The organism is Variovorax sp. 770b2, assembly GCF_900115685.1.
Lineage (GTDB): Bacteria > Pseudomonadota > Gammaproteobacteria > Burkholderiales > Burkholderiaceae_C > Variovorax.
Genome location: NZ_FOXJ01000001.1, coordinates 1765557 through 1788495, shown reverse-complemented (window position 1 = coordinate 1788495; position 22939 = coordinate 1765557). Strand labels below are relative to the sequence as shown.

The following is a 22939-nucleotide window of genomic DNA, read 5'->3' as shown; positions in this document are numbered from 1 at the left end:
TGCATCACCTCGCGTTCCCCGATTTCATGCGCAGATGCACCGCGGTGCGCCGCATGGAATGGCTTCGCCGAAGGGCGGAGCGCTTTCATCCGCAATTGAACAAACCTCAACCTTCAACAGGAGTTTCACCATGAGCGCAGTCGACACCTCGATCCAGCAAATGCAGCAAGCCGCGGCCGACCAGGCTCGCCTGATGAGCGTCAGCATGGCTGCGGGCGCGACCATTTCCGGCGCAGCCGCCACCGCGCAGACGGTCAACGGCGCCAACGCCGCCGGCACCGAAGTGGCCAAGTCCACCGGCAACGACATCCGCCAGTCCGCCAAGCAGAACTGACGGTGAGGCATGCGCGAAGCCGACGGGCTTCGCGCGGCCCTTTTTTCTTTGCGAGGAGTTTGAACCATGACCGACCCCATTGCCTCTGCCGCGATCAGCGCGCCGCCACCCGAAGCCACGGCATCCACCGCATCTGCCAACGCCACCCAGGCGCAGCAGACGGTGCGCCCCTCGCACTTCGAGCCGGGCGAGACGCGCATGTTCGCCAACATGATGCAAGGCGCGCAGGCACCGGTCGGAACGAGCGCGCCGAGTGCGATCGGCGATGCGGCCAAGTCGCTGGCCGCGCAGTTGTCGGGCAACGTGCGCTCGATGGAAGACATGCGCAAGAGCATGCTGGAGTCCATCGATTTCGCCGACCCCATCAAGACCATGTTCGTGATGACCGATCACGCCATGGAAGCGAACATGATGTTCGCGCGAATGCATATTTCCACCGGGCTGGCCAGCGCCGCGACCAGCCTGTTCGGCAGCCTGCTGAAGAACCAGCAATGAGGCCATTCCGAAGCCCGCGTTGGCTTGCCGCGCTCGTGCTGCTCCTGGCCCTGGCGGGCTGCAAGGTCGCGCTCTATTCCAACCTCAAGGAGCAGGAGGCCAACGAGATCGTCGCGGCCCTGTCGGGCGAGGGCATCGGCGCGACCAAGACCAAGCTGGAAGGCGCCAACTGGCAGGTCGAGGTCGAGGAAGACCGCCTGAGCCAGGCGCTGGACGTGCTGCGCGTGCAGGGCCTGCCGGCCGAGCGCTACGTGAGCATGGGCGAGGTGTTCCAGAAGCAGGGGCTGGTGTCCACGCCTTCGGAAGAGCGCATGCGCTACATCTACGCGATGTCGCAGGAGCTGTCGCAGACGTTGCGCAGCATCGACGGCGTGGTGGACGCACGGGTGCACGTGGTCATTCCGGCCAACGATCCGCTGAGCGAGAAGATCCGGCCGTCGTCCGCGGCGGTGTTCATCAAGCACCGGCCCGACGTCGACCTGCGCCTGCTGGCACCCGCGGTAAAGGACATGGTGGCGCACAGCATCGAAGGCCTCACGCACGACCAGGTGTCGCTGTCGCTGTTCGAGGCGCGCCGCATCGCACGCACCACTTCCACGGGCGCGCCCGTCGGCGAGCCGATGGTGCTCGGCCTGTTCTCCACGCAGACCGCGATGGTGCTGCTGGGCCTGCTGCTGCTGGCCGCCATCTGCCTCATGGCGCTGCCGACCTTGCTGCGCCGGCAGGGCCAGGACTGGCGCACCTGGATGCGCCGCCAGGTCCTGAAGCGCTGACCTCACCCATGCAGGCGCAGACCACCGCACCCACCACCCCTGCGGCCATGCCCGGCCCGATGGACCTGGTGCGCCTGGTGATGCGCTTCAACCTGCACCCCGAGGCCGACCTGCATCCAAGCTGGCTGCCGGCCAACTGGCCGGTGCGGCACCGCTCGGTGGCGCGCATGGGGCCGGCCGGCCGCGCGGTGCTGGCCGACCTGCTGCGACGGGAACACGCAAAGGGTCCGGTCCAGGCGCACGCCGCGGCCGACTACAACTTCGACTCGCGCCTGAAGCGCCTCGCGTTGCTCGATGCCGCATCGCTGCGCCGCCTGGCCGCCTACCTCGGCTTCTGCGCGCACCTGCCGCTCTTCAAGGTGCGCGGCGGCGCGGGCCTGCAGATCCGCCGCCAGGCGCGCCGCTTCGACCGCGACGCCGTCGACTTCGTGCTCGACCGCGTGCCCCAGCTCACCGAGCTGCGCATGGACAGCGCCATGGTGCAGCAGCGGCCCATCGCCACCGGCCGCGTGGTGATCGACCGCGGCTACCGCCTGCTGCTGGGCGCGGCGGCCGCCGAAGGAGAGCTCGTGCTCCAGCGCCTGAAGCACAAGCTGCCGCGCCGCATCGCCGCCCTGAGCGTGCCGGTCTTCGAGCCGCGCCAGGCCCTGCAACTCAACGAACTGATGCTCTCGTGCATCGTTCCCGAAAGACTGCCGCAATGGGACTGGCTTTTCTGATCACCACCGACAACCTGCAGCTCCTGAGCGAGCGCAAGGTGTTGAAGGAAAACGAATATGCGGCGCTGCTCGATGCGTCGGCGGTGGTGGACACCGCGCGCAAAGAGGCCGCCCGCATCGGCCAGCAGGCCGAGTCCGGCGCCGAGGCGAGCCGGCGCAAGGGCTACGAAGAGGGCCTTGCGCAGGCGCGCGCCGAATACGCGCGGCAGCTCGTCACTGACAGCATGGCGGTCGAGCGGCAATTGCATGCGCTGCGCACCTCGATGGCGCAGATCGTGGTCAAGGCCGTGGGCCAGTTCCTCGCCGAGGCCGACCCCGCGGTGCTGTTCCGCTCGGCGCTGCTGCGGGTCGAGGCGCTGCTGCGCGCCGAGTCGTTCATCACCGTGCGCGTGGCGCCGGCGCAGGAGGCCCACATGCGCGAGACGCTGCACCGCCTGCGCACCGATGCCAACTGGAACATGGCCGTGACCATCACGCCCGATGCCGACCTGCCGTCCGGCGCCTGCCTCGTGCAGACCTCCACCGGCGTGCTGGAGATCGGCGTCGATGCGCAGCTGGAGGCGTTCCGCCGCGCGGTCGAGCAGGGCGGCATGCTGGTGCCCTCGGGCACATCGGGGAGGGCGCAGTGAACATGCAGCAGATCGGCATGGCCGACGCCGCCCTGGGCATCGTGGCCGAACTGGAGGCCGCGTTCTCCCACGTCACGCCGGTGGCGATGCGCGGGCGGGTCAGCAAGGCGGTGGGCATGCTGATCGACGCGACGGGCATCCAGGCGCACGTGGGCGAGCTGTGCGAGCTGGTCACGCCGGGCGAGCCGCCGCTGCTGGCCGAAGTGGTGGGCTTTCGCGGCAACACGGCCATCCTCACGCCGCTCGGCTCGATCACCGGCATCTCGGCGCTGACCGAGGTGGTGCCGACCGGACGCGGCCATGTCTGCCCCGTGGGCGCGGGCCTCTTGGGCCGCGTGCTCGACGCGCTGGGCAATCCCATCGATGCGCTCGGTGCGCTCGCCGCCCACACGCGGCTGCCGGTGCACCGCGAGCCGGTGAGCCCGCTCGCGCGCCGCATGATCGATGCGCCGATTGCCACCGGCATCCGCGCGGTGGATGCGCTCCTCACCGTGGGCGAAGGCCAGCGCATCGGCGTGTTCGCGCCGCCAGGCGTGGGCAAGAGTACGTTGCTCGGCATGCTGGCGCGTGGCTCGACGGCCGAGGTGAACGTGATCGCGCTGATCGGCGAACGCGGGCGCGAGGTGAAGGAATTCGTCGAGCACAACCTGGGCCCCGAAGGCCTGGCCAAGACGGTGATGGTGGTCTCCACCTCCGATCGGCCGCCGATGGAGCGCATCAAGTCGGCCTATGTGGCGACCACCATCGCCGAGCACTTCCGCGACCAGGGCAAGAAGGTGCTGCTGCTGGTCGATTCCCTCACGCGCTTTGCGCGCGCGCAGCGCGAGATCGGTCTCGCGAGCGGCGAGCCGCCGACGCGGCGCAGCTACCCGCCGTCGATCTTCTCGATGCTGCCGCAGTTGCTGGAGCGCGCGGGGCAGGGCAAGACCGGCTCGATCACCGCCGTGTATTCGGTGCTGACCGAAGGCGACGAAGAGAACGACCCGATCGCCGAAGAGGTGCGCTCGATCCTGGACGGCCACATCGTGCTGTCGCGCAAGATCGCGGCCGCCAACCGCTATCCGGCCATCGACGTGCTCGCGAGCATCAGCCGCGTGATGCCGCTGGTGACCACGCGCGAACACGGCACGGCGGCGGCGCATTTCCGCAGCCTGCTGGCCAAGTACCAGGAGATGGAACTGCTGGTGCAGATCGGCGAATACCGCCCGGGCAGCGATGCGCTGGCCGACGAGGCGATCCAGGCGCGGCCCGCGATGCTCGACTTTCTCTCGCAGCCGCCCAAGACCATCCAACCCTTCGCGCAGTCCGTTGCCGCGCTGCTGCGCCACGCACCCCGCACGGAGCGCGCCCGATGAGCATCGACTGGAAGCTCCTGGCCGACGTGCGCGAGCGCCAAAAAACCGCCGCGATGGGCGTGGTCGCGCGCGACCGTGTAGCCGCCGAAGAAAGCCAGGCGCAGTTGCATCAGGCCGAGGCCGCGCAGCAGGAGCAGGTGCAGAACAAGCTGCGGCATTGGGAAGCGACACGCGGCGCGTTGTCGGGCGGTCAGGTCAGCGTGGCGGAGTTTCGCAGCGCGGGCGCCTGGAGCGGCGCGCTCGATGCGCAGATCGCAGAAGCCGGCCAGGTCACCGCGCAGGCCGCGCGTGCGCACTCCGAGCGCGAGCAGGTGCTGGAAGAAAGCCGTCGGCAACTCCGCGCCGCGCATGGCGAACTGGAGAAGGCCCAGCAGATGCAGCAGCGCGCGCGTTCTGAGCGCCTGCACCTGCAGGAGCAGCGGCTCGAAGACACCAACGAAGAGAGCACCGCGCAGGCCTGGGCCATGCGGCGGCCAGCGTAGGCCCGGAGCACCGATCATGGAAAGCTTCGAACTCGGCAACATGGAGCAGTTCTTCTCGGCGGTGGTGCTCACGCTGCCGCGGTTGTTCGCGATCTTCGCGGTCGTGCCTTTTCTCTCGGGCGGCATGATCACCGGCACGGTGCGCAACGGCATCCTGCTGATGCTGGCGATCTTCATGTCGCCGGTGGCGGGCGAGGTGCCGGCCGCCTCGATGGCCACCTGGGTGCTCATCGCCGGCAAGGAGGCGCTGATCGGCGTGATGCTGGGCCTGGGCTTCGGCATCTTCATCTGGGCCATCCAGAGCGTGGGCGACCTGATCGACTTCCAGACGGGCTCCAGCAACGCCTCGTTCTTCGACCCGGTGGCCGGCCACGAGAACGGCGTGACCAGCGAGTTCCTGGGCTGGATGGTCATCACGCTGTTCGTGTCGGCGGGCGGGTTGCTTGCGATGCTGGGCGTGATCGTCGACTCCTACCGCATCTGGCCGGTCGGCTCCTTCTTTCCCAACCTGGGCCTGGTGCTGGAGCAGTTCGCGGTGCGCCAGGGCGACACGCTGTTCCTGTGGATCGTGAAGCTGGCCTCGCCGGTCATCGTGGTGCTGCTGCTGGTGGAACTGGGCGTGGGCCTGGTGGGCCGGGTGGCGCCGCAGCTGAACGTGTTCGTCTTCGCGCAGCCGCTCAAGAGCCTGCTGGCGCACCTGATGATGCTGCTGTTCCTGTTCTTCGTGTACGAGTCGCTGCAGGACTTTCTCCGGCCCGAGAACGGCGTGCTCGATTTCCTGAGGTCCACGCTGTAGCGGGCCCGGCATGGCAGAAAAAGACCAGGCCCCCACCGCCAAGCGCCTGCGCGATGCGCGCAAGCGCGGTGAAGTGGTGTTCAGCACCGACGTGGCCTCCACGGTGGTGTTCGTCGTGGTCCTGCTGTCGCTGTGGCTGGGCGGGCAGCTCATCTACAGCCTGCTGCGGGAACTGTGGCTGCATGCGACCAGCACCACCTTGCTGACCGCGCCCGAAGACCGCTTTGCGGAGCTGCTGCTGCACACGGGCGAAACGCTGGTGTGGGGGACGCTCCCGATCATGGCGATCACCGCTGCCGCGGGCATCGTCGGCTCGCTGTTCCAGGTGGGCGGCGTGGCGGCCTGGGAGCGCCTGAAGCCCGACGTGAACCGCATGAACCCGGCCGAGGGCCTGACCCGCATCTTCTCCACGCGCAGCCTCATCAACCTCCTGAAGATGTGCACCAAGACCGCATTGCTGGCCTTGCTGATGTTCGTGGTGGTGCGCGGCTTCGTGGACACCGCGCTCAAGCTGGGCTACGCGCAGCCCGAGGGAATCATGACGGCCTCCGCCCACATGGTGCTGGTCGCCTTCGGCTGGGCCGTGGTGATCTACGCGGTGATGGCCGCGGTCGACTACGTGCACGAGCACCACGAGTTCATGAAGAAGCAGCGGATGTCCATCGAGGAAATCCGCCAGGAATACAAGGAGATGGAGGGCGACCCCATCAACCGCTCGCGGCGGCGCTCGGCGTACTTCGAGGCGGTGTACGCGAGCCTGAACGACCGGGTGCGCGCGGCGTCGGCGGTGATCCATTCGCCGCGCATCGCCATCGCCCTGCAGTACCTGGGCGAGACCGACCTGCCGCGCGTGATCGCGCGCGGCGAGGGCGAGGTCGCCGCGCAGATCCGGCGCTTCGCGAGCGAAGGCCTGATCCCGACCGAATTCGAGCCCTCCCTGGCCGAGCGCATCTACGAAGAGGTGCCGCAGGACCAGCCGATCCCGCGCGCGCTGTATGCGCCGGTGGCCAAGCTGCTGCGCTGGGCGCAGGGCAATGAATGAATCTTGAAGAACCTGTGATCGAAAGGAACACCCCATGGTCATGATTGCGGATGGAGGCGGCAGCGTACGCGTGCCGGTGAACGTTCCCAACCCCGTGAACCAGACGCAGCAGCCCGCGAGCTCGCCCGAATCGGATGCCGCGGCGCGCGCACGGGAACTGCAGCGCCAGCTCGAAGCGCTGCTGGAGAAACTGCGCGAGGCGCAGCGCCAGGCCGAGGCAGCGCGCCAGCGTGCCATCGATGCACAGAAGCAGGCCCAGAAGGTCAAGGACCACGCCGAGGCCATGCAGGCGCAGGCCCAGAAGACCAAGGACCTCGCCGACCTTAACAAGGCCAAGAAGGCCCAGCAGGACGCCAAGCTCGAGGACGCGCGCGCCAAGAGCGCGAGTGCCGAGGCCAACCTGAAGGACAAGGACGTCGACCTCCTCGGCGCCCAGGTCGCGCAAAAGCGCGAAGAGAAAAAGAGTCCCGAGGCCAAGGCCTCCGCGGCCACCGACAAGAAGGTGCAGGACGCGCAGGCCCATCGCGATGACGCGAAGACGACCAACGACCTCTCCAGGCTGTACCTCGACTCGCAGGAGAAGGAGAGCAAGGCGCAGGACGCGGAGGCCAAGGTGGTCGGGCTGACGCCGCCCGCGAGCAAGCCGCAGTCGGTCATCACCGACAAGGAGCGCACAGACCTGTCGAAGGCGCAGACCGATGCGACCACGCTGCGCACCGACGCCAACGCGGCGAACAGGAAGTTCACCGATGCCGTCGGCACCGAGGCGCAGACCGAGTTCTACGGCAGCCCGCCCGCGAGCCAGACCGCGACGCAGCCGTTTCCCACGGTGCAGGCGGCGGCGCAGATGCCCACCGATCCGATGCACTCGCCGCTGTTGCAGCTGCTGCAGGTGCAGTCGCGCCCCTCGCTGCCCGGCAGCCCCGGCCTGCCGCTGTCGTCGCTGACGTTGACCACGCAGAACGGTCCATTGAAGGGACCGACCACCTTGCCTTCGACCTTGAGCGCGCCCGCGTGGGGCACGAACGGCACCTCGTCCACCCCGGCGTTGACGAGCCTGTTCCCGCCCAAGCCCACCGCGGTGACGCCGGAGGTCACGAAGACGCTGTCTTCCATCGCCGACGGCAAGACCGTCGAGCAGATCGCCAAGGATCGCAACATCGGCGTGGACAAGGTGATTGCGGAGGCCGATGCCGCGGGCATCAAGATTGCGTCCAGCAAGCCCGGCACCGACGTGCAGGTCACCACTGTCAAGAAGGGCGACGCTTCGCTCTCCTACACCAACGATTACCAAAGCGGTTCGCTCTCGGTGAACGGCTCGTTCGCCGACGCGAAGGCCCCGGGGGGGCGCAAGACCATCCAGGTCACGCAAGACGGCAACGGCCTGCTGAGCCAGACGGTGAAGGACCAGAAGACGGGCAACAACGTCACGCACACCATCGACCCCAAGGCAGGCACCCGCACCGACACGGTGGTCGGCGCGGACGGCAGGCGCACCGAGACCACCACCTCGCTGACCGGCGCGCCCGTGCTGCGACCGGTCGGCCCCTACGAGGGCTACCTGGAAGTGGCGAAGGCCGCGAACCTCACGCCGGACCAGCTGTTCGCACTGAACCCGGACGTCGACTACGGCGTGGCGCTCAAGCCGGGCCAGCAGTTGGTGGTGGCCGGCGTGCCGACCACCGTCAAGACCTACAGCGCGGACGGCTCGGTGCTGGAGAAGACCACCGCCAGCGACGGCACCCTGCAGGTGGTCAACACCACCGCCAGCGGGCACCGCGCGGTGCTCATGGGCGACCCGGAAACCAGGACCGGCCCCGGCGAGGCGGCGCGCAAGGCGATCTTCGACGACAAGAAGCCGATCGCCGAGGTCGCCAAGAGCCTGCACCTGAGCGAGGACCAGTTGCTCGCCTCGCTGCCGCCGGGCACCGTGGACGTGACCAAGCCGACCTCGGACAACGGCGAGGTCGAGACGCGCACGATCTACGACCCGAGCACCAACCGCACGGTGGTGGAGTACCACGACTGGAAGAACGACAGCGTCTCGCACAAGGTCATCGACGAGAACACCGTCTTCAAGGTGCAGGGCTACGACAAAGAGGGCAAGCCCGCGATCGAGGACATCCCGGGCGGCGCGGGCTACGCGCAGAAGCAGGCCGACGACAAGCTCGCGCTCGTGGGCGACTACGGCAAGCAGATCGGCGACCTGGACAAGATCCTGCGCGACGCGCGGCACATGGGCGATACGCTGCCGGAGGTGCAGGCGCAGCGCCGCGACCTCGTGGCCCAGCGCGACGCGGCGCAGGAGCAGGCCGACATCGCGCAGAGCAAGGCCACCTCCACGCTCACCCAGTACAAGCAGACGGTGATCGACAAGAACGCCGGCATCGCCTACCAGAACCTGGCGGTGGCGCGGCCGGGCAGCAAGGAGCAGGCGGCCGCGACCGCGGACCTGAACGACATGCTGGGGCGGGTCGACAAGATCGACCGCCTGGTCGTCGCAGCCGGCAAGGATGTCGATCTCGTCGAAGCCCGCGTCGCCAAGGACGACGCCCACGACGCCAAGCTCCTGGCCGACCAGAACCTGCAGACCGAGTTCGAGAAGTGGAAGCGCAACTGGCGCTGGGGCGGCCTGGACGAAAAGGAGATCCAGAAGCGCGAGGCGCAAGGCGCCAAGCCGGTCGGCCCCCAGTACCGCAACGCGGAGGAAGAGAACGAGGCCGCGTGGCGGGACTTCAAGAAGGGTCAGAGCATCAACGACGAGCGCTTTGGCAAGTCGTCGACCAACGGCGAGGTGCCCTGGCACGACGCCTGGGTGAACCGCAACGCGGCCAGCGATGCCGAGCAACTGGCGAACCTGGACTACGACAAGGCCTCGATCGCCCAGGGCAACGCCGATGCGCACGTGATCGCCGGCGACGTGGCCCGCCTGCAGGAGAAGAAGGACGCCTGGACCCGGGCCAATCCGACGCTGTTCTCCGAGAGCTTCGCGCAGCAGGGCGATCTGGACAAGCTGGGCGACCAGCTTGCGCAGAAGAAGGCCGGCGTGCTGCAGGACGGCCAGCGCAAGGACTACACCGAGTTCCTCGTGAATGCGTCGGCGCCCGACCGCGAAGAGCCCGAGGAACTGAAGAAGCTGCAGGACAAGTTCAACAACGACAACGCGGGCGCCGCGGCTGCGGTCGACCGGCAGGTCAAGGACATCCTGCTGGACCGCACCCGCCGGCAGGCGAAGGCATCGGAGGACTTCCTCAACCTCTGGCCGACACGCAACCCGGCGTTGCAGAAGGAGCTCGACGGCGTCGGCACCACCGCCGGCACGGGCAGCGTGCGCGCCGCCGAGCGCCGCACGCAGGACCTGCTGGACTCCAGCGAGCAGGGCAGGCAGTTGCAGAACGCGCGCACCGTCAAGGCGAGGAGCTACGACGCGCTCACGAAGCTCAGCGTGGAAGACGACGCGCTGCTGAACAAGGACTACGGCGACATCAAGAAGAGCCAGGAAGGCCACACCTGGCTGCGCGACATCTTCGACGACTCGGCGGACGAGGCGGTCGACTACACGAAGGAGCAGCGCGACAAGGCCAAGCAGCTGAAAGACCAGCTGGCCAGGGGCGATATCTCGCTGACCAAGTACACCGAGGAAGAAGACAAGCTCATGGACGCCTACAGCGTCAAGGCCGTGGACGTCAACCGGGAGCAGCGCGACAACGACGAGTTCTGGAGCGTGGTGGACGAGGCGGCGCGCATCGGCGTCTCCACGCTGGCGGGCATCGCGGCCACCGTGGCCACCGGCGGCAACGTCGCGGCCGGCATCGCGGCCGGCGTGGCCGTCAACGAACTCTGGGACACGACCGGCGACATCGTGGCCGCCGCGCAGGGACGCGACATCTACGCCGACGGCCACACCTCGATGTGGACGGCGACCTACAAGGGGGTCAACGGCGACCTGAGCTGGGACGACGTCAAGTTCACGCTCAAGGACGAAGCCGTCGACATCGCCTCGTCCGCCGTGGGCGCCACCGGCGTCGGCGCGGGCATGCGCGCCAGCGCCGGGTTCACCGCCAGGTACCTGGCCAAGGAGGGCTTGCAGCAGGGCGTCGGCACCACGCTGAAGATGGGCCAGCGCGTGTCGGTCGGCATCCGCGCCGGGGTGATCTCGCAGGCCGTGGACGGCGCGGGCCGCGTGGGCGTGGAGACGATGAGCGTCGGGCTCGACGGCCAGCTAGGCTCGGCGGAAGGCGACAAGCGCATCCAGTCGACCCTGGTGAGTTCGGTCATGGGCGCGGCCACCGCGCCACTCACCGGCGGTTTCTCCGCCGTGATGCCGCTGCCGAGCCTGGCCGGCGGCGTGCTCTCGAAGACCAAATTCGCCGGCGCCGTGGCCGTGCAGTTCGGCAACGACCTGGGCGGGAGCATGGGTACGGGCCAGCTCATCTCGCTGGCCAACTACGGCCGCGGCATGAACGAGGGCGAACGGCGGGCGGCGTGGATTCAGGCCTTTCCGGGCACGGTCAACAACATCGGCCTGCATCCGTACATGGCGCGCAAGGCGGCCGCGGCGCAGGAGCTGCAGCAGCAACAGCCGGAGTCACCGGCGCCGCCGAGGCATGGCGACGACGCGGAGGGACTCGCCGATCCGGCCGATGCGGCAGATCCGGTGAACGCCGTCGATGCCTCCAACGCCGGCAATGTGGCGAACGCATCGAATGCGGCCAACGCGGGGAACGGGGCCAACGCAAGCCAGGGCGGCGAGTCGGGCACCGGAGGCAACACGGCCAATCCAGGCAGCCCCGCCGACGCAGCCAACGCCGCGAATGCAGCGAATGCCGCGAATGCGGCCAACGCGTCGAACACGAACGGCACCTCCAACGTCAAGGCCGGCGACCTGGCGGACCACGCAGGGCACGACCTGGACAACCTCGTGGTGCTCGATGCGGGCCTGAACGACCTGGCGAACGGCTCCGACATTCCCCTGCGCGCGGCGCATGCGCTGTCGCCGGGCGGCATGGTCGAGTTCCGGGTGACGCTCGACGCGCAGAACGCGGCCAGCGGCGATGGCGGCGGTATCAAGACGGTCGGATTCTCCAGCGGCACGCAGGGCCGGGCCAAGGCCGTCGACGGCGGCGTCGCGCGCAAGGGCGACGAATCGCAGGCCGCGCAGGACCGCGACGCCGAACAGGACGCGGTCATCCGCGACCGGATGCGCGCGGCGGGCCTGGACAACGTCACCATCGACCGCGAGATGGACATCGACACGGGCCGGATCGTGCTCGTCGTGCAGGCCCACAAGGCGGCCACGCAGATGCCCGATGGCGAGCTGCCGCTGCAGTCGCGCGCGGTGCCGCGCGGACCCGGCGCACGCGGCGAAGGCACCGCCAGAGCGGATGGCGGCGAGCCCGAATACACGCTGCCGCCGCCCAGCAGCGATGCGCACACCAACAACTGGGCCGCCACCCTCAAGGCCATCCTGCAATCCGGCGGCAAGGTGAAGGACGCCGCCTTCTACGTGCATGGCAGTCGCTACGACGAAGACACGGGCATGGCGCGCAGCCCCGCGCAGCACGGCCTCGCACCGGCCGAGCAGGGCCCCGCGCCGGCCGTGCGCCAGGCGGCCTACACGGCCGGCGATGCCGCCGACGACGGCGCGCTGCCGACGCCCGCGCGCTACGAAACGCTCGACGATGCGCTGGCTGCGGCGCAGCCGGGCAAGGGCATGCGGCCCGCCGACAGCATCGCGCTGGTCTACGAGCCGTTGCTGCGGCCCGACGGCTCGGTGCCGCCCGAGGCGGTGCTCGCCACGCTGGGCATCGACAGGAACGGCGCCGAAGCCCCCCAGCTCGCGACCGTGGCGTCGAACCGCCACAGCGACACCGCGGAAACCCAGCCGCTGAAGGTGAGCTATCCGCCGGCCGCGCCGCGCAACAGGCCTTCGGGACTGATCCTGCCGGGCAGCGTGGCGCGCCCCACGCACCTCACGGTGCCCGACGACGCCACCGTCTACCTCACCGACAAGGCGGGCCGCGTGACGCAGATCGACGTGGACGATCCGCGGGTGGCCCAGGCGCTGGAGCGCGCGCAGGCCTCGCGCAACCGGCTGCTGGCGCTGCCGAGCCGGGAGCAAGGCCTGGACGCGGACGGCGTGCAGGCCTGGATGCAGGCGCAAGGCATGAAGCCGGTGGACCTGCGCGTGGTCGATGCGGGCAGCGTGCCCGATCTGCTGCCCGGCAAGGCCGGCCGCTACATCGGTCGCGACGGCGTGGGCCTGGTCGCGCGCGATCCCGCGGCGCAGGGGCCGGGCGGCGTTGCGAGCGTCCAGCGCACCATGGTCCATGAAGCAGCGCACGGCAACGAGAACAAGCGCGGCGTGTTCATGCTGAGCGAGGCGTCCGATCCGGACACGCAGCGGCCCGTCTACGTCATCGAGCCGGTGATCGGCCTGACCCGCTTCGATCCCAAGCTCGGCTTCGCGGTCGGCCTGCCAGGCGAGGAAGGCTACGCCGCGCGCAAGGCGCAGCAGTTCGAGGAATCGCGCTCGGGCCCCAGGAAGGCCGGACCCACCTTCGACGACCAGATCGACCGATACCTGGAAGACGGGAACACGGTCGACCATGGCGCCTTCACGGCCGTGACGCTGGACGCGCTGGTGCGCATGAACCCCAAGCTCGAAGGCCTGATGGAGCGCGCGCGCTTCTCCAGCGCCGCCCACGACGAACTGATCGCGACGATGGGCAAGACGCTCGATGCCATCAACGGCTACCGCGGCACCGACCTCACCACGCCGGAGTACCAGGCGCGGGCCGAGGCGATCTACCACGCCGTGCAGAACAACGGTCCGCTGCCGCCTGTCGGGGGCAAGGCCCCGCCGTCGCTGGGCGGCCCGGCGGTGACGCTGAGCCGCCCCGTCCAGCGCGCCGCCGGCGCGGGCGCCGACGGCCTGCCGCTCAAGCCCTCGGCCTTCGGGACCGATGGCGACTGGATGGCCGCGGCGCTGCACCTGGAAGACACGATCGCGCAGCAACGCGCCGCCGGCCAGGCCGACAAGCTGCCGCCCGGGATGATCATGTCGGACGCCGACAAGGCCGTGACCCATGCGCTCATGAAGGACCCGGAACCGGGCTCCGGCGAGTGCTTCATCGTGTCGGGCCGTCCGCCCAGCCAGGGCATCTTCGCGGGCGGCGACGTGCGCGCCAAGCGCGGCGATGTGCACGCCACGCTCGACAAGGCGCTGGAGGCCGCCTCCAGGCAGCAGGGCGGCGCGTGGATCTACCGCGCCGCGCCCGAGGGCGGCATCGCCGAGATGACCCGCTTCGGCAAGGCCCGTTCGCACAACATCCTCGGGGCCTTCCATGCGAACCCCGACAGAACCACCTTCGAGGTCGGCATCGCGAACCCGCAGTTCGACCGCTGGGACCTGTCGCCCGCCGCGCCGTCGGCCGGGCGCCCGCACGTGTACAACGCCTCGCTCACGATGCCCGTGGGCCGGCCGGCCGAGGGCATCTTCCGCCAGGGCGGCATCGAGGAAGGTGCCGATGCGGCCATCGCGGCCCTGGACCGCGCCGTGGCCGACGGCCGCCCGCCGCGCGTGATGATCGCCGCGGGCTACTCCACCATGGGCGGCCGCGCCGAGACCAGCGGCCCCGGCGGCGCGGCCGTGGCCGGCAAGGCGGTGCGGCTCTATGCGAGCCAGGTGCACGGCGAGGACGTGAAGGTCGTCTACGTCGCCGCGGGCCGCAGCCAGCGCAAGGTGCTCGCCGCGGCGCTTGAGGCGCTGGGCGAGCGCAAGGGCGAGCACTACGAGATCGTGAGTTTCAACGCGCGCGGCAAGCGCGCCGAATGGCGCTCCAGCGCGCTCCTGAACCGCCACGAGCCCGACCTGCTCATGGGCTTCGACGTGCCCGGGCGCACCGAGAAGGGCGAGTACCACAACAGCCAGGGCCACGCGATCGGCGCGCGCACGCCGGCGCGCGACCAGCTCTTCATCGACGCGACGCGCCGCGACGGCACCACCACCGTCGCGGGCTTCGACCTGGGCAACGAGGTGGGCGGCGGACACCCGGACGTGCACACGCGCGTGCAACCCGCGCCCGACGGCACGCCCATCGCCTCGATCGTGACCGCCGACGTGGCGATGACCGGCGGGCGCACCAACTGGGTCGGCTATGCCTTCGGCACCGAGGTGCTGCGCCGCGGCGGCGTGATGAGCGCCGTGCCCGACGAGACCGCCGTGCGCGGCATGGTCATCAAGATGATGAAGGCTGGCGGCATCGACAGCGAGACCGGCAGCCGCGTGCCCTTCAAGACGGATTCACGCGGGCGCAAGTCGGGCGTGGGCGGCATGTCGCCCGACGTGGAGGCCGCGGTGGCAGCGATGCTGCGCGTGCGCGCAGAGAAGATCCACATGGCCCCGGGCATCGACCTGCGCGGCGTGCGCCTGCGCCTGGGGGTGTTCGACTCGGGTTCGGGCGGCATCATCGCGGCGTCCGAGATCAAGCGCGTGGTCGAGGAAACGACCGGCGCGCGCGTGGACCTGGTCATGGTCGGAGACCACGGGGCGGGCACCTACGGCGGCAAGCCCAAGACATCCATCGCGGACCACACGCGGGCCGGCCTGGAGACGCTGGACAAGGTCGGCGTCGACCTGATCGTCATGGCCTGCAACACCGCATGCACCTCGGGCATGGCCGAGTACGCGCGCGGCATCAAGGCGCCGGTGATCGACCTGATCGACAGCACCCGCGACTTCCACAAGGGCCTGGTGGATCAGGGCGAGCGCGTGGTGGCGTTTTCCACGCAGAAGACCGCCGAGCTTCCGCTGCCGAGCGACCTGAGCGTGGAAGGGGTCTATCGCGACAAGAACGTGGTTCCGGTAGGCGGGACCGACAACGACGGCAACCTGGACGTGGCATCGCTGGTGAACCGCTACATGGGAGACCCGATGGACGACGGCATGCAGCAGCTCATGCAGCAAGCCGCCAACCACTATGCCGACAAGATCCTCGCCGCCGACCCCCAGGTCACGGCCATCTCGTGGTGCTGCACGCACTATCCCGAGCTGGAGCCGTTCTTCACCAAGGCACTCGCCGATCCGAACATCCGCAAGGGGCGGGGCGCCGAGGACATCAAGATGGTCAACCCCATGACCAACCAGGCACTGGAGGCGATCGAGGTCGCGCGCAAGTTGCCGCCCGGCATGGGCACCGGCCCCAGCCGCGCCATCGGCATCACCACCGCGGTGGAGGACAAGGCGACGTCGACGAAGCCGCCGGGCCAGAGGCAGGTCGACCAGAAGGACGTACGCGACACCCTGCGCATCGCGCTGCAGCGCGACGACATCACCCTCGTGCCGCTGGAGCGCCTGGGGGCCGACGTGGACGTGGAGGCCGCGCGCAACGTGCTGAACAAGGACGAGGCGGGCGACCCCATCGATGCGCTGCAGGCCTTCGACCCCTCGGGCCGCGGTTTCCCGATCCACGTGCCCGGCGGCGCTTACGCCGCGGCGAAGATGCTGGGCGACGCGGGCAAGGTGGTGGTGGTGGCGGGCTTCCCGCTGCGCACCGCCGGCGGCCGCGTGGCGCCCGAATCGGACAGCACCAAGGGCGCGGCCGTGCTGGCTTCGTCGCTTGCCAAGCTGGGCAAGGATGCGACCTGCATCACCACGCCCTCGAACGTCAAGCCGCTGAAGGCGGCGCTCTCGGTGCTCGGCCGCGAGGACATCGACGTGAAGCCCTTCGGCCTGAAGACCGGCCCGCACGCCGAGGCCCAGGCGCGGCAGATGCTGCGCGACCTCGATCCCGACGCGCTGGTGAGCGTGGAGGCGCCCGGGCGCGACGCGCAGGGCGAGTACTGGAGCTCCACCGGCGAGCGCATCACCGGCGACGTGGCCGCGCTGGACGAGTTCTTCTATGCGGCGCGCCACATCAACGGGACACGCGGCGAGGGCGCGCCGAAGATCGCGCAGATCGCCATCCTGGACGTGGGCAACGAAGTGGGCGGCGGCAGCGTCGACAAGCGCGTGCGCCGCGCGCCCGACGGCCAGCGCATCGCCTCGGCGGTGACCGCGGACCAGCTGGTCACGGCCGGCGTCGGCAGCTGGGGCGCGGACGCCACCGTGGCCGCGCTCGAGGTGGCCCATGGCCGCAGCGACCTCCTGCCCACGGCCAAGCAGGTGCCGCGCCTGATGCGGGCGATCGCCCGCGAGGGCGGCGTGGACAGCCAGTCGCGCACCGGCATCGACGCGGCCGCGGGCTACGGCCCGACGGTGCACGTCGGCATGACCGAGCTCTATCGCCAGGCGGCGCTGGAGGTGAAGGCCGACCGCGCCAAGGGCACCGATGCGGCAGCCGAGCCACCCAAGGGCGGCACGCCCAGGCCCGGCACCGCGCCGGTGGCCGAGCCGATGAGCGCGGCCTTCCGTGGCGACGAGTGGCCCGAAGTGCATGCGCGCCTGACGAGCGGCGGCTTCGGCAACGACAACGTCTACGTCTACCGCGTGAAGGGGCAGCCCGACCTGTACGCCGACCCCGCTTCGCCCGCCAACCTGACGCTGCGGCAGATCGACGGCAGCGGCCGCGTCGCGCGGGGCACCGACACCGTGCGCTGGTACGGCAACAGCACGCCGGGCAGGGGCGTGGGCGGGCTCGCGCCGCGCCGCGAGATGGGCGCCAGGTTCGGCCTGGAGCCCAAGGAGGCCAAGGAAACCGTCTACCGCATCAAGAACCGCGAGACCGGCGAGATCACGCGCCAGAGCGACAAGCCGACCGATGCGCAGTACGCCGATTCCAACCTGCGCATCCGCGCGCTCACCGGCCGTCCGCCGCGCAAGGCTTCGGCGCAGCCGACGCAGGACTGGTTCATCGTCTCGAACCAGTCGCCGGTGCGCATCGATGCGGCCAATGGCCTTCGCAACGTGCAGCGCGGCGACGGCGCGTTCACGCTGCCGAGCATCGAGAACGCGCCCAAGCCGCCGGGCGGCTGGCCGCTGGGCAAGGTGATCCGGCGGCAGATCACGGTGGGCCTGGTGGCCGCGGTGGGCATCACCACGGCCAATGCGATCAGCCCGATCGACACCGGCCACGACGTGCCCACGGGCATCGTCTCGCTGCCCCGCAACCCGATCTCGGCCAGCACGCCGCACAACCACCAGACGCCGTCGTTCCAGGCCAGGCCGGAGGCCTTCTCGGTGCCTGCCGAAGTGACGCTCGGCCTCGCGCAGCACCAGCAGCGCGCGGCCGATGCGCTGGCCCGCGAGCCGGGCCATGACCCGGCGGCGGTGAAGTCGCTGCAGGCGACGGCCGACGGCCACTGGGGCGCGTTCTCGGCGGAGATGCTCAAGGCCATCCGCAACGACGTGCAGCAGAGCGGCGCGAACCCCGTGGCAGCGGCGAACCGGCAGCGCGCGCAGCTCATCGCGCTCGACAAGCTCGACGTGCGCAGCGACACCGCCGTGCGCGACGCGTTGCGCGACTCGGGGCTGCTCAAGGGCACCACGGCCGACGTGCAGGCGCAGATGGACTACGCGCACCTCGTGGCCGACCATCCCACGCTGGTGAACGACAAGAGCCGCGACCTGGCGCGCCAGGACCCGGCCGGCTTCGCGGCCGCCACGCTGGTGGAGATCGGCCCCGATGCGCCGGCCTACAAGGCGCTGGTCGACGACAACGCCGCGATGCTGGGCCGGCTGCATTCGGAGAGCGTGGTGAAAGACCGCCTGGCCGACGGCGACGTGGCCGGCGCGGCGCGGGAAGCACGCCAGCGGCTGGACGTGAGCCGCGATGCGGGCGAGCGCGACAAGGCCGCCGCCGGCATGCGGCCGCTGTTCGAAGCGGAACGCACGCGCGCGCTCGACCTGCTGGACGAGATGCCGATGCACGACGTGGGCGACTACCTGGCGCAGTACCGCGATGCGCCGCCCGAGATCTCCGAGCCGGTGGCCAAGGGCATGCTCGACCTGCTGCAACGCAACCTGCCGCGGCCCAGCGACGACCTGGCCAGCATGACGCAGTTCGAGAAGTTCGTCGAAGGCCTGTCGATCGTGGCCGAGTCGGCCGATGCGCGCTCGCCGACCTCGGCCTGGTCCGAACGCTTCGCGACCGAGCTGCTGAAGGGGCGCTTCACCGACCGGCCGGAATTCAATGTGAGCCTGCAGCGCGCCGTCGAAGGCGCGGTCGTGCAGGGCGGCACGAAGCTGCCGGTAGAACTCGCGAACGCGCTGGAAAAGCAAGGCAACCAGGGCATGCGCGACAGCGTGCTCGCCGGCATCGACAAGGGCGTGAAGGCACAGGAGACGCACCTCACCGAAGCCATCGGCAACCTGCGCGGCACCGCCGGCTACAACGCGACCGGCGCCTCGATGGCGTTCTACGTGGCGCATTTCTCCGACGGCACGCCGCAGGGCGTGGCCGCGGCGATCGCGCAGTACCGGCGCGTGAACCCCGACATCGCCAACAAGGTCGATGCGGCCACGCGCGTGGTCGGCGAGTGGGGCGACACGCTCGCCAGGACGCACGAGAACCTCAATGGCCTGCGCGTGGGCACATCGGAAAGCGATGCGCAAAAGGGCCTGGAGGGCACGCTGGATGGCGTCTACAACAAGAACGCCGACGTCGCGCTGGCGATGTCCCAGAGCCCGCAGCTGCGCCAGGACCTGCTCAGCCGCACCACGCAGGGCGTGGCCGATCCGCGCACGATGACCGAGTACCTCGTCAACCCGGTGATGTTCATCACACGGCACGTTTCGGGCACCACGCGCATGGTGTGGTCGATGGTGGCCGATGCGCAATTCAACGGCATGGTGATGGACCCGGGCAGCTACGCCAAGCGTTGGGACGCCTTCCGCGTGAAGACCGAGGGCATGGCCAAGACGCTGGGCCTGAACGCGGACGAGGTGCGCCAGGGCACCGCGCTGGTGGACGACTATGTCGCCAAGGCCGCGGCCGTGGATGCGAACCTGCCCGATGCGGCCCGCATCGACGCGTTCGCCCGGCTGGGCTCCGAGCTGGACGGCAAGCTGCAGAAGCTGCTGGGCGTGGGCGCCAAGACGGTCAACAACGCGACCAACGCCAACACCGCCTTCGGGCAGGTGCTGCGCTGGGTGGCCAACGCGGGCTTCGTCACGCACAACGTGAGCACCGAGCTCACCAACCTGCGGCCGCTGGCCAACGGAGTGCAGGACTACGCCCAGTGGTACCACCGCATCTATGCGCCCACGCAGGCCTTCTTCATGGCCAAGCCCTACACGACGCTGATGGCCGAGCGCTCGCGCGCGGGCAACCGCACCATCGACGGCGCCGCGGCGGACATCGAAGGCAAGATGGCCTGGAAGTACGTGTTCGGCCTGGGCACCGCCGGGGTGGGCGTGGCCGACCTGTCGCTGGCCGTGGGGCAGGCCAAGACGGTGCCCAGCTGGGTGACCTTCACCAACGTCGGCATGGGCGTGGGCGGCGTGGTGGACGGCGGTGTGGGGCTGGTCAACGTGACCGGCGCGGCGCTCACGCGCGCGGGCGCCGTCGAGCTGGGTTCGCTGCTGGCCATACCGGCGGAGATCGGCACCATCGGCGGGCTGGGCGTGGCGGTGTTCACCGGCATCAAGCAGTTCTACAACATCGCCCATCACTACGACCAGGTCGACGCCCGCGAGGCGCAGCGCGACGCGGGGTTGCGCAATGTGCTGAAAGACAGCGGTTTCAGCGACGCGCAGACCCGCGCGATGCTGGACTGCACGCACGAGGGCGTCTCGCCGATGGTGGCGTGGAATGCGCTGATGAAATCGCAGGGCAAGACGGTGGACGAAGGGATGCAGATGCTGCGCGACCGCTTGGGGCAGGACGGCCCGCAGGGCATTCCGGCCAACGAGTGGGTCAAGGTGATGCACGGCCTCACCGACGACAAGATGAACGACAACGACGGCAGCTTCCCCAAGAGCGATCCGGCTGCGGCGCAGGCCGGGCAGAACGTCATCCGCTACATTCCGACGAAGGGCGGCGCGGTGAAGTCGGAGTCGATCGCGCTGCCGCAGAGCATCGAGGGCCTGGAGAACTACGCGCGCGCGCACTGGCACCTGGACATCTGAGCGCGGCGGGCCCGCGCCGGCGGGCCTCGGAGATGCAGCACTGGCCGAGGCCGGTGCTGCATTTTTTTTTGGCTGATCTCCCCGGACAGGCCATGCATTTGCGTTATGGCGCATACCGCAATTGCCATTGGTGCGCCCGTGCGGCCGCTCCTAGACTGGGCCCGATGATGAATGCCCACGCGACCCTCATCGGCCCTGCGCCGTCGGCCACGATTCCTCCTTCATTGTTCGCACGGCGCGGCCCCGCGCCGCAGCGGGCCGCGGGCAGCGGCAGCCCCGCATTGCGTCCGCCCGGCGACGATGCGCGCGGCGTGCCGCCGCTCTTCTATGCGGACGACCGGCCGTCGCTGCCGGCCACGGCGCACCGCGAGCGGCGCGCCACCGGACTGGTCGCCGCGCTGACCGAGGCGCCCGACCACGCGGCGCGCCAGGCGCTCATGAAGGCGCAACTGCGCGCCATCGGTTTCGAATGGCTGGGCTACGGAACGGCCGAGGACAACCGGGGGTGCATGCGCCCGCTGAGCTTTCTCACGAGCTACGCGTGCGAGAGCTGGACGCGCCGCTATTTCTCGCAGCGCCACCACCAGATCGACACGCGCCTGCACGACGCGCCGGTCTCGGGCCTTCCGCTGCTGTGGGACCTGGAGTCGATCGAGCAGTCGCACTGCAGGCAACCGATGCGCGCCGAAGCCGAGGAGGGCGAGGGCATCGCGCAGCGCCAACGCATGCTGCGCACCGACCTGGAAGCCTGCGGCATCCGCAGCGGCATCTTCTTTCGCCTGGCCACGCCGGGCCTGATGAACGAGTACACCCTCATCAGCCTGCTCTCGCAGACGCCGGGGCGCCGCTGGATCGCCGACAGCGTGGTGGGGCGCGCGCTCATGCTCGGGCTGAGCCTGCACGAGCACGTGTCGCGCCACGTGCAGAAGGCGGCCGCGGCGCTGGACCAGGGCGAGGTGCTGCATGCGAAGTCGCCGATGTCGGCCACGCAGCAGTCGATCCTGGAAGCCCTGCTGCGCGGCCTCGGCGACAAGGAGATCGCCCACGCGCTCGGCCTCTCGGCCCATGCGGTGGACTACCACATGCGCCAGTTGCGCCGCCGCTTCGACGTGCGCAACCGGGTGCAGCTGGTAAGCGCGGCGGCCGACTGGCAGCCTTAGCAGCCCCGGGCAGTCTGTTGCGATGCCGCGGTCAGCCCACGATGCCGTTGCGCGCCGAGGCCGGCTGCAGCGCATCGAGCGCCGACAGCTTGCGGTAGTCGCCCGGCAGCACCGCGTAGGTGCTCATGAAGGTCTTGTGCAGGTGGCTCTGGTCGGTGAAGCCGGCCGCATGCGCCGCGTAGGTGACGCTGGCGCCGCCCGCGATGAGGTCGCGCGCGTACTCGATGCGGTGGCCCACCAGCATCTCGTGCGGCGTGAACCCGAGTGCGCCGCGGAAGCGCCGCTGCACATGCACCGGGTGCAGGCCCACCGCGCCGGCGAGGCTGTCCAGCGTCATGCGTTGGTGGAAACCCGAGGCGATCAGTTCGTAGAGCCGGTTCATGCGGTCGTCGCCGCTGTCGACGACGCGCGGGGGCGGGGCCTGCAATGGAATCCATTGCGCCAGGCGCTGGCGCAGCAGGGCGCGGCCGGCCGCGATGTCCTCTTCGTTGCCGGTGCTCGCGGATTCGTGCAGCAGCCGGTGGCATTCGAGGAATTCAAAGGCCGCCGGGCTGTCCAGAAAGATCGAGACGCCCGCATCGTCCTGCGCGCGGGCCGCGGGCGCGCCTTCGTTCGCAGCGCTGATGCAGCGGGCGACGGCGGAGCTGCAATACATGGCGTCTTCGCGCCACGGCGCGCTGCGCGCCTGCACCGAATGCCAGACCTGCGGCGCGATGCGCAGCAGCGTGCCCGGCGGCACGACCGTCACGCGGTTGCCGGTGCGCACGTGCAGCTCGGTGTCGGACACCGAGAGCGTGTAGCCGACGTGCCGGTGCGGCCGGATCTCGCGATGCAGCAGGCGGTTGGCGGTGAACTGGAGACCTGTGAGGTCGGCGTCTCGCCAATAGCGGGAAGCAGCCAGGATTTCCATCGAAGGCGGGACTCCTCGGATGTTGTTGTTGTGCTGACGGGAGCAACCAGCATGCCAGCGCCTTCGCTTTCTGTGAAGCGCCCGATATCGCATGGATTGATGACCAATTCGCATCGGTCATGCGAAGGTATTCAGTTGCGGCGCGGGGTGCGCTGCCACGGGCCACCTTCGACTGC

The 22939-nt window shown here is 69.8% G+C and carries 12 protein-coding genes; 11 read left to right on the top strand and 1 reads right to left on the bottom strand.

The features are described from left to right. Positions 1-130 precede the first annotated feature (130 nt). The 11 genes from BM133_RS08115 (at position 131) to BM133_RS34535 (ending at position 21853) form a co-directional block, all read left to right on the top strand. Positions 131-334, top strand: coding sequence for a hypothetical protein (locus BM133_RS08115; protein WP_007834711.1), 204 nt, complete (start codon positions 131-133; stop codon positions 332-334). Between the two features lie 66 nt (positions 335-400). After that, on the top strand, positions 401-829 hold the full coding sequence (locus BM133_RS08110; RefSeq protein ID WP_093432871.1) for a hypothetical protein: 429 nt from the start codon (positions 401-403) through the stop codon (positions 827-829). Continuing rightward, complete coding sequence (gene sctJ / locus BM133_RS08105) at positions 826-1602, top strand: type III secretion system inner membrane ring lipoprotein SctJ (protein ID WP_093432870.1); 777 nt, start codon at positions 826-828, stop codon at positions 1600-1602. Before BM133_RS08110 ends, sctJ begins: the two co-directional genes overlap by 4 nt. Positions 1603-1610: 8 nt before the next feature. Then, the gene (locus tag BM133_RS08100; protein ID WP_093432868.1) at positions 1611-2321 is read left to right on the top strand and encodes a type III secretion system protein; all 711 of its coding nucleotides are present in this window, start codon (positions 1611-1613) and stop codon (positions 2319-2321) included. Beyond that, positions 2303-2950 carry a type III secretion system stator protein SctL gene (gene sctL / locus BM133_RS08095; RefSeq protein ID WP_093432867.1) on the top strand — a complete coding sequence of 216 codons (648 nt, stop codon included), beginning with the start codon at positions 2303-2305 and terminating at the stop codon, positions 2948-2950. Before BM133_RS08100 ends, sctL begins: the two co-directional genes overlap by 19 nt. A 2-nt stretch (positions 2951-2952) precedes the next feature. Then, a complete protein-coding gene (locus tag BM133_RS08090) occupies positions 2953-4305 on the top strand; it encodes a FliI/YscN family ATPase (RefSeq protein ID WP_093432865.1) in 1353 nt (450 codons plus the stop codon). Then, positions 4302-4787, top strand: coding sequence for a serine kinase (locus BM133_RS08085; protein WP_093432864.1), 486 nt, complete (start codon positions 4302-4304; stop codon positions 4785-4787). Before BM133_RS08090 ends, BM133_RS08085 begins: the two co-directional genes overlap by 4 nt. Before the next feature lie 16 nt (positions 4788-4803). Next, positions 4804-5583: a type III secretion system export apparatus subunit SctT gene (gene sctT, locus BM133_RS08080; RefSeq protein ID WP_093432862.1), complete on the top strand. Its 780-nt coding sequence runs from the start codon at positions 4804-4806 to the stop codon at positions 5581-5583. A gap of 10 nt (positions 5584-5593) precedes the next feature. Then, entirely contained in the window at positions 5594-6625 is a 1032-nt protein-coding gene (locus BM133_RS08075) for an EscU/YscU/HrcU family type III secretion system export apparatus switch protein (RefSeq protein ID WP_093432861.1), read from the top strand. Between the two features lie 34 nt (positions 6626-6659). After that, positions 6660-20693 (top strand): glutamate cyclase domain-containing protein, encoded by a 14034-nt coding sequence (locus tag BM133_RS08070; protein ID WP_093432859.1) that lies wholly within the window; start codon positions 6660-6662, stop codon positions 20691-20693. A 164-nt stretch (positions 20694-20857) separates the two neighbouring features. Beyond that, positions 20858-21853, top strand: a complete 996-nt coding sequence (locus BM133_RS34535; RefSeq protein WP_177224759.1) for a helix-turn-helix transcriptional regulator — start codon at positions 20858-20860, stop codon at positions 21851-21853. Positions 21854-21884: 31 nt separating this feature from the next. On the opposite strand, the gene BM133_RS08060 is transcribed toward BM133_RS34535, so the two are convergent. Beyond that, positions 21885-22763 carry a helix-turn-helix domain-containing protein gene (locus BM133_RS08060; protein WP_177224758.1) on the bottom strand — a complete coding sequence of 293 codons (879 nt, stop codon included), beginning with the start codon at positions 22761-22763 and terminating at the stop codon, positions 21885-21887. Positions 22764-22939: the final 176 nt, after the last annotated feature.

What these genes read in the sequence shown, in the direction of transcription:
- BM133_RS08115 (WP_007834711.1), top strand. Translation starts at nt 131, where the DNA reads ATGAGCGCAGTCGACACCTCGATCCAGCAAATGCAGCAAGCCGCGGCC.
- BM133_RS08110 (WP_093432871.1), top strand. Translation starts at nt 401, where the DNA reads ATGACCGACCCCATTGCCTCTGCCGCGATCAGCGCGCCGCCACCCGAA.
- sctJ (WP_093432870.1), top strand. Translation starts at nt 826, where the DNA reads ATGAGGCCATTCCGAAGCCCGCGTTGGCTTGCCGCGCTCGTGCTGCTC.
- BM133_RS08100 (WP_093432868.1), top strand. Translation starts at nt 1,611, where the DNA reads ATGCAGGCGCAGACCACCGCACCCACCACCCCTGCGGCCATGCCCGGC.
- sctL (WP_093432867.1), top strand. Translation starts at nt 2,303, where the DNA reads ATGGGACTGGCTTTTCTGATCACCACCGACAACCTGCAGCTCCTGAGC.
- BM133_RS08090 (WP_093432865.1), top strand. Translation starts at nt 2,953, where the DNA reads ATGCAGCAGATCGGCATGGCCGACGCCGCCCTGGGCATCGTGGCCGAA.
- BM133_RS08085 (WP_093432864.1), top strand. Translation starts at nt 4,302, where the DNA reads ATGAGCATCGACTGGAAGCTCCTGGCCGACGTGCGCGAGCGCCAAAAA.
- sctT (WP_093432862.1), top strand. Translation starts at nt 4,804, where the DNA reads ATGGAAAGCTTCGAACTCGGCAACATGGAGCAGTTCTTCTCGGCGGTG.
- BM133_RS08075 (WP_093432861.1), top strand. Translation starts at nt 5,594, where the DNA reads ATGGCAGAAAAAGACCAGGCCCCCACCGCCAAGCGCCTGCGCGATGCG.
- BM133_RS08070 (WP_093432859.1), top strand. Translation starts at nt 6,660, where the DNA reads ATGGTCATGATTGCGGATGGAGGCGGCAGCGTACGCGTGCCGGTGAAC.
- BM133_RS34535 (WP_177224759.1), top strand. Translation starts at nt 20,858, where the DNA reads ATGATGAATGCCCACGCGACCCTCATCGGCCCTGCGCCGTCGGCCACG.
- BM133_RS08060 (WP_177224758.1), bottom strand. Translation starts at nt 22,763, where the DNA reads ATGGAAATCCTGGCTGCTTCCCGCTATTGGCGAGACGCCGACCTCACA.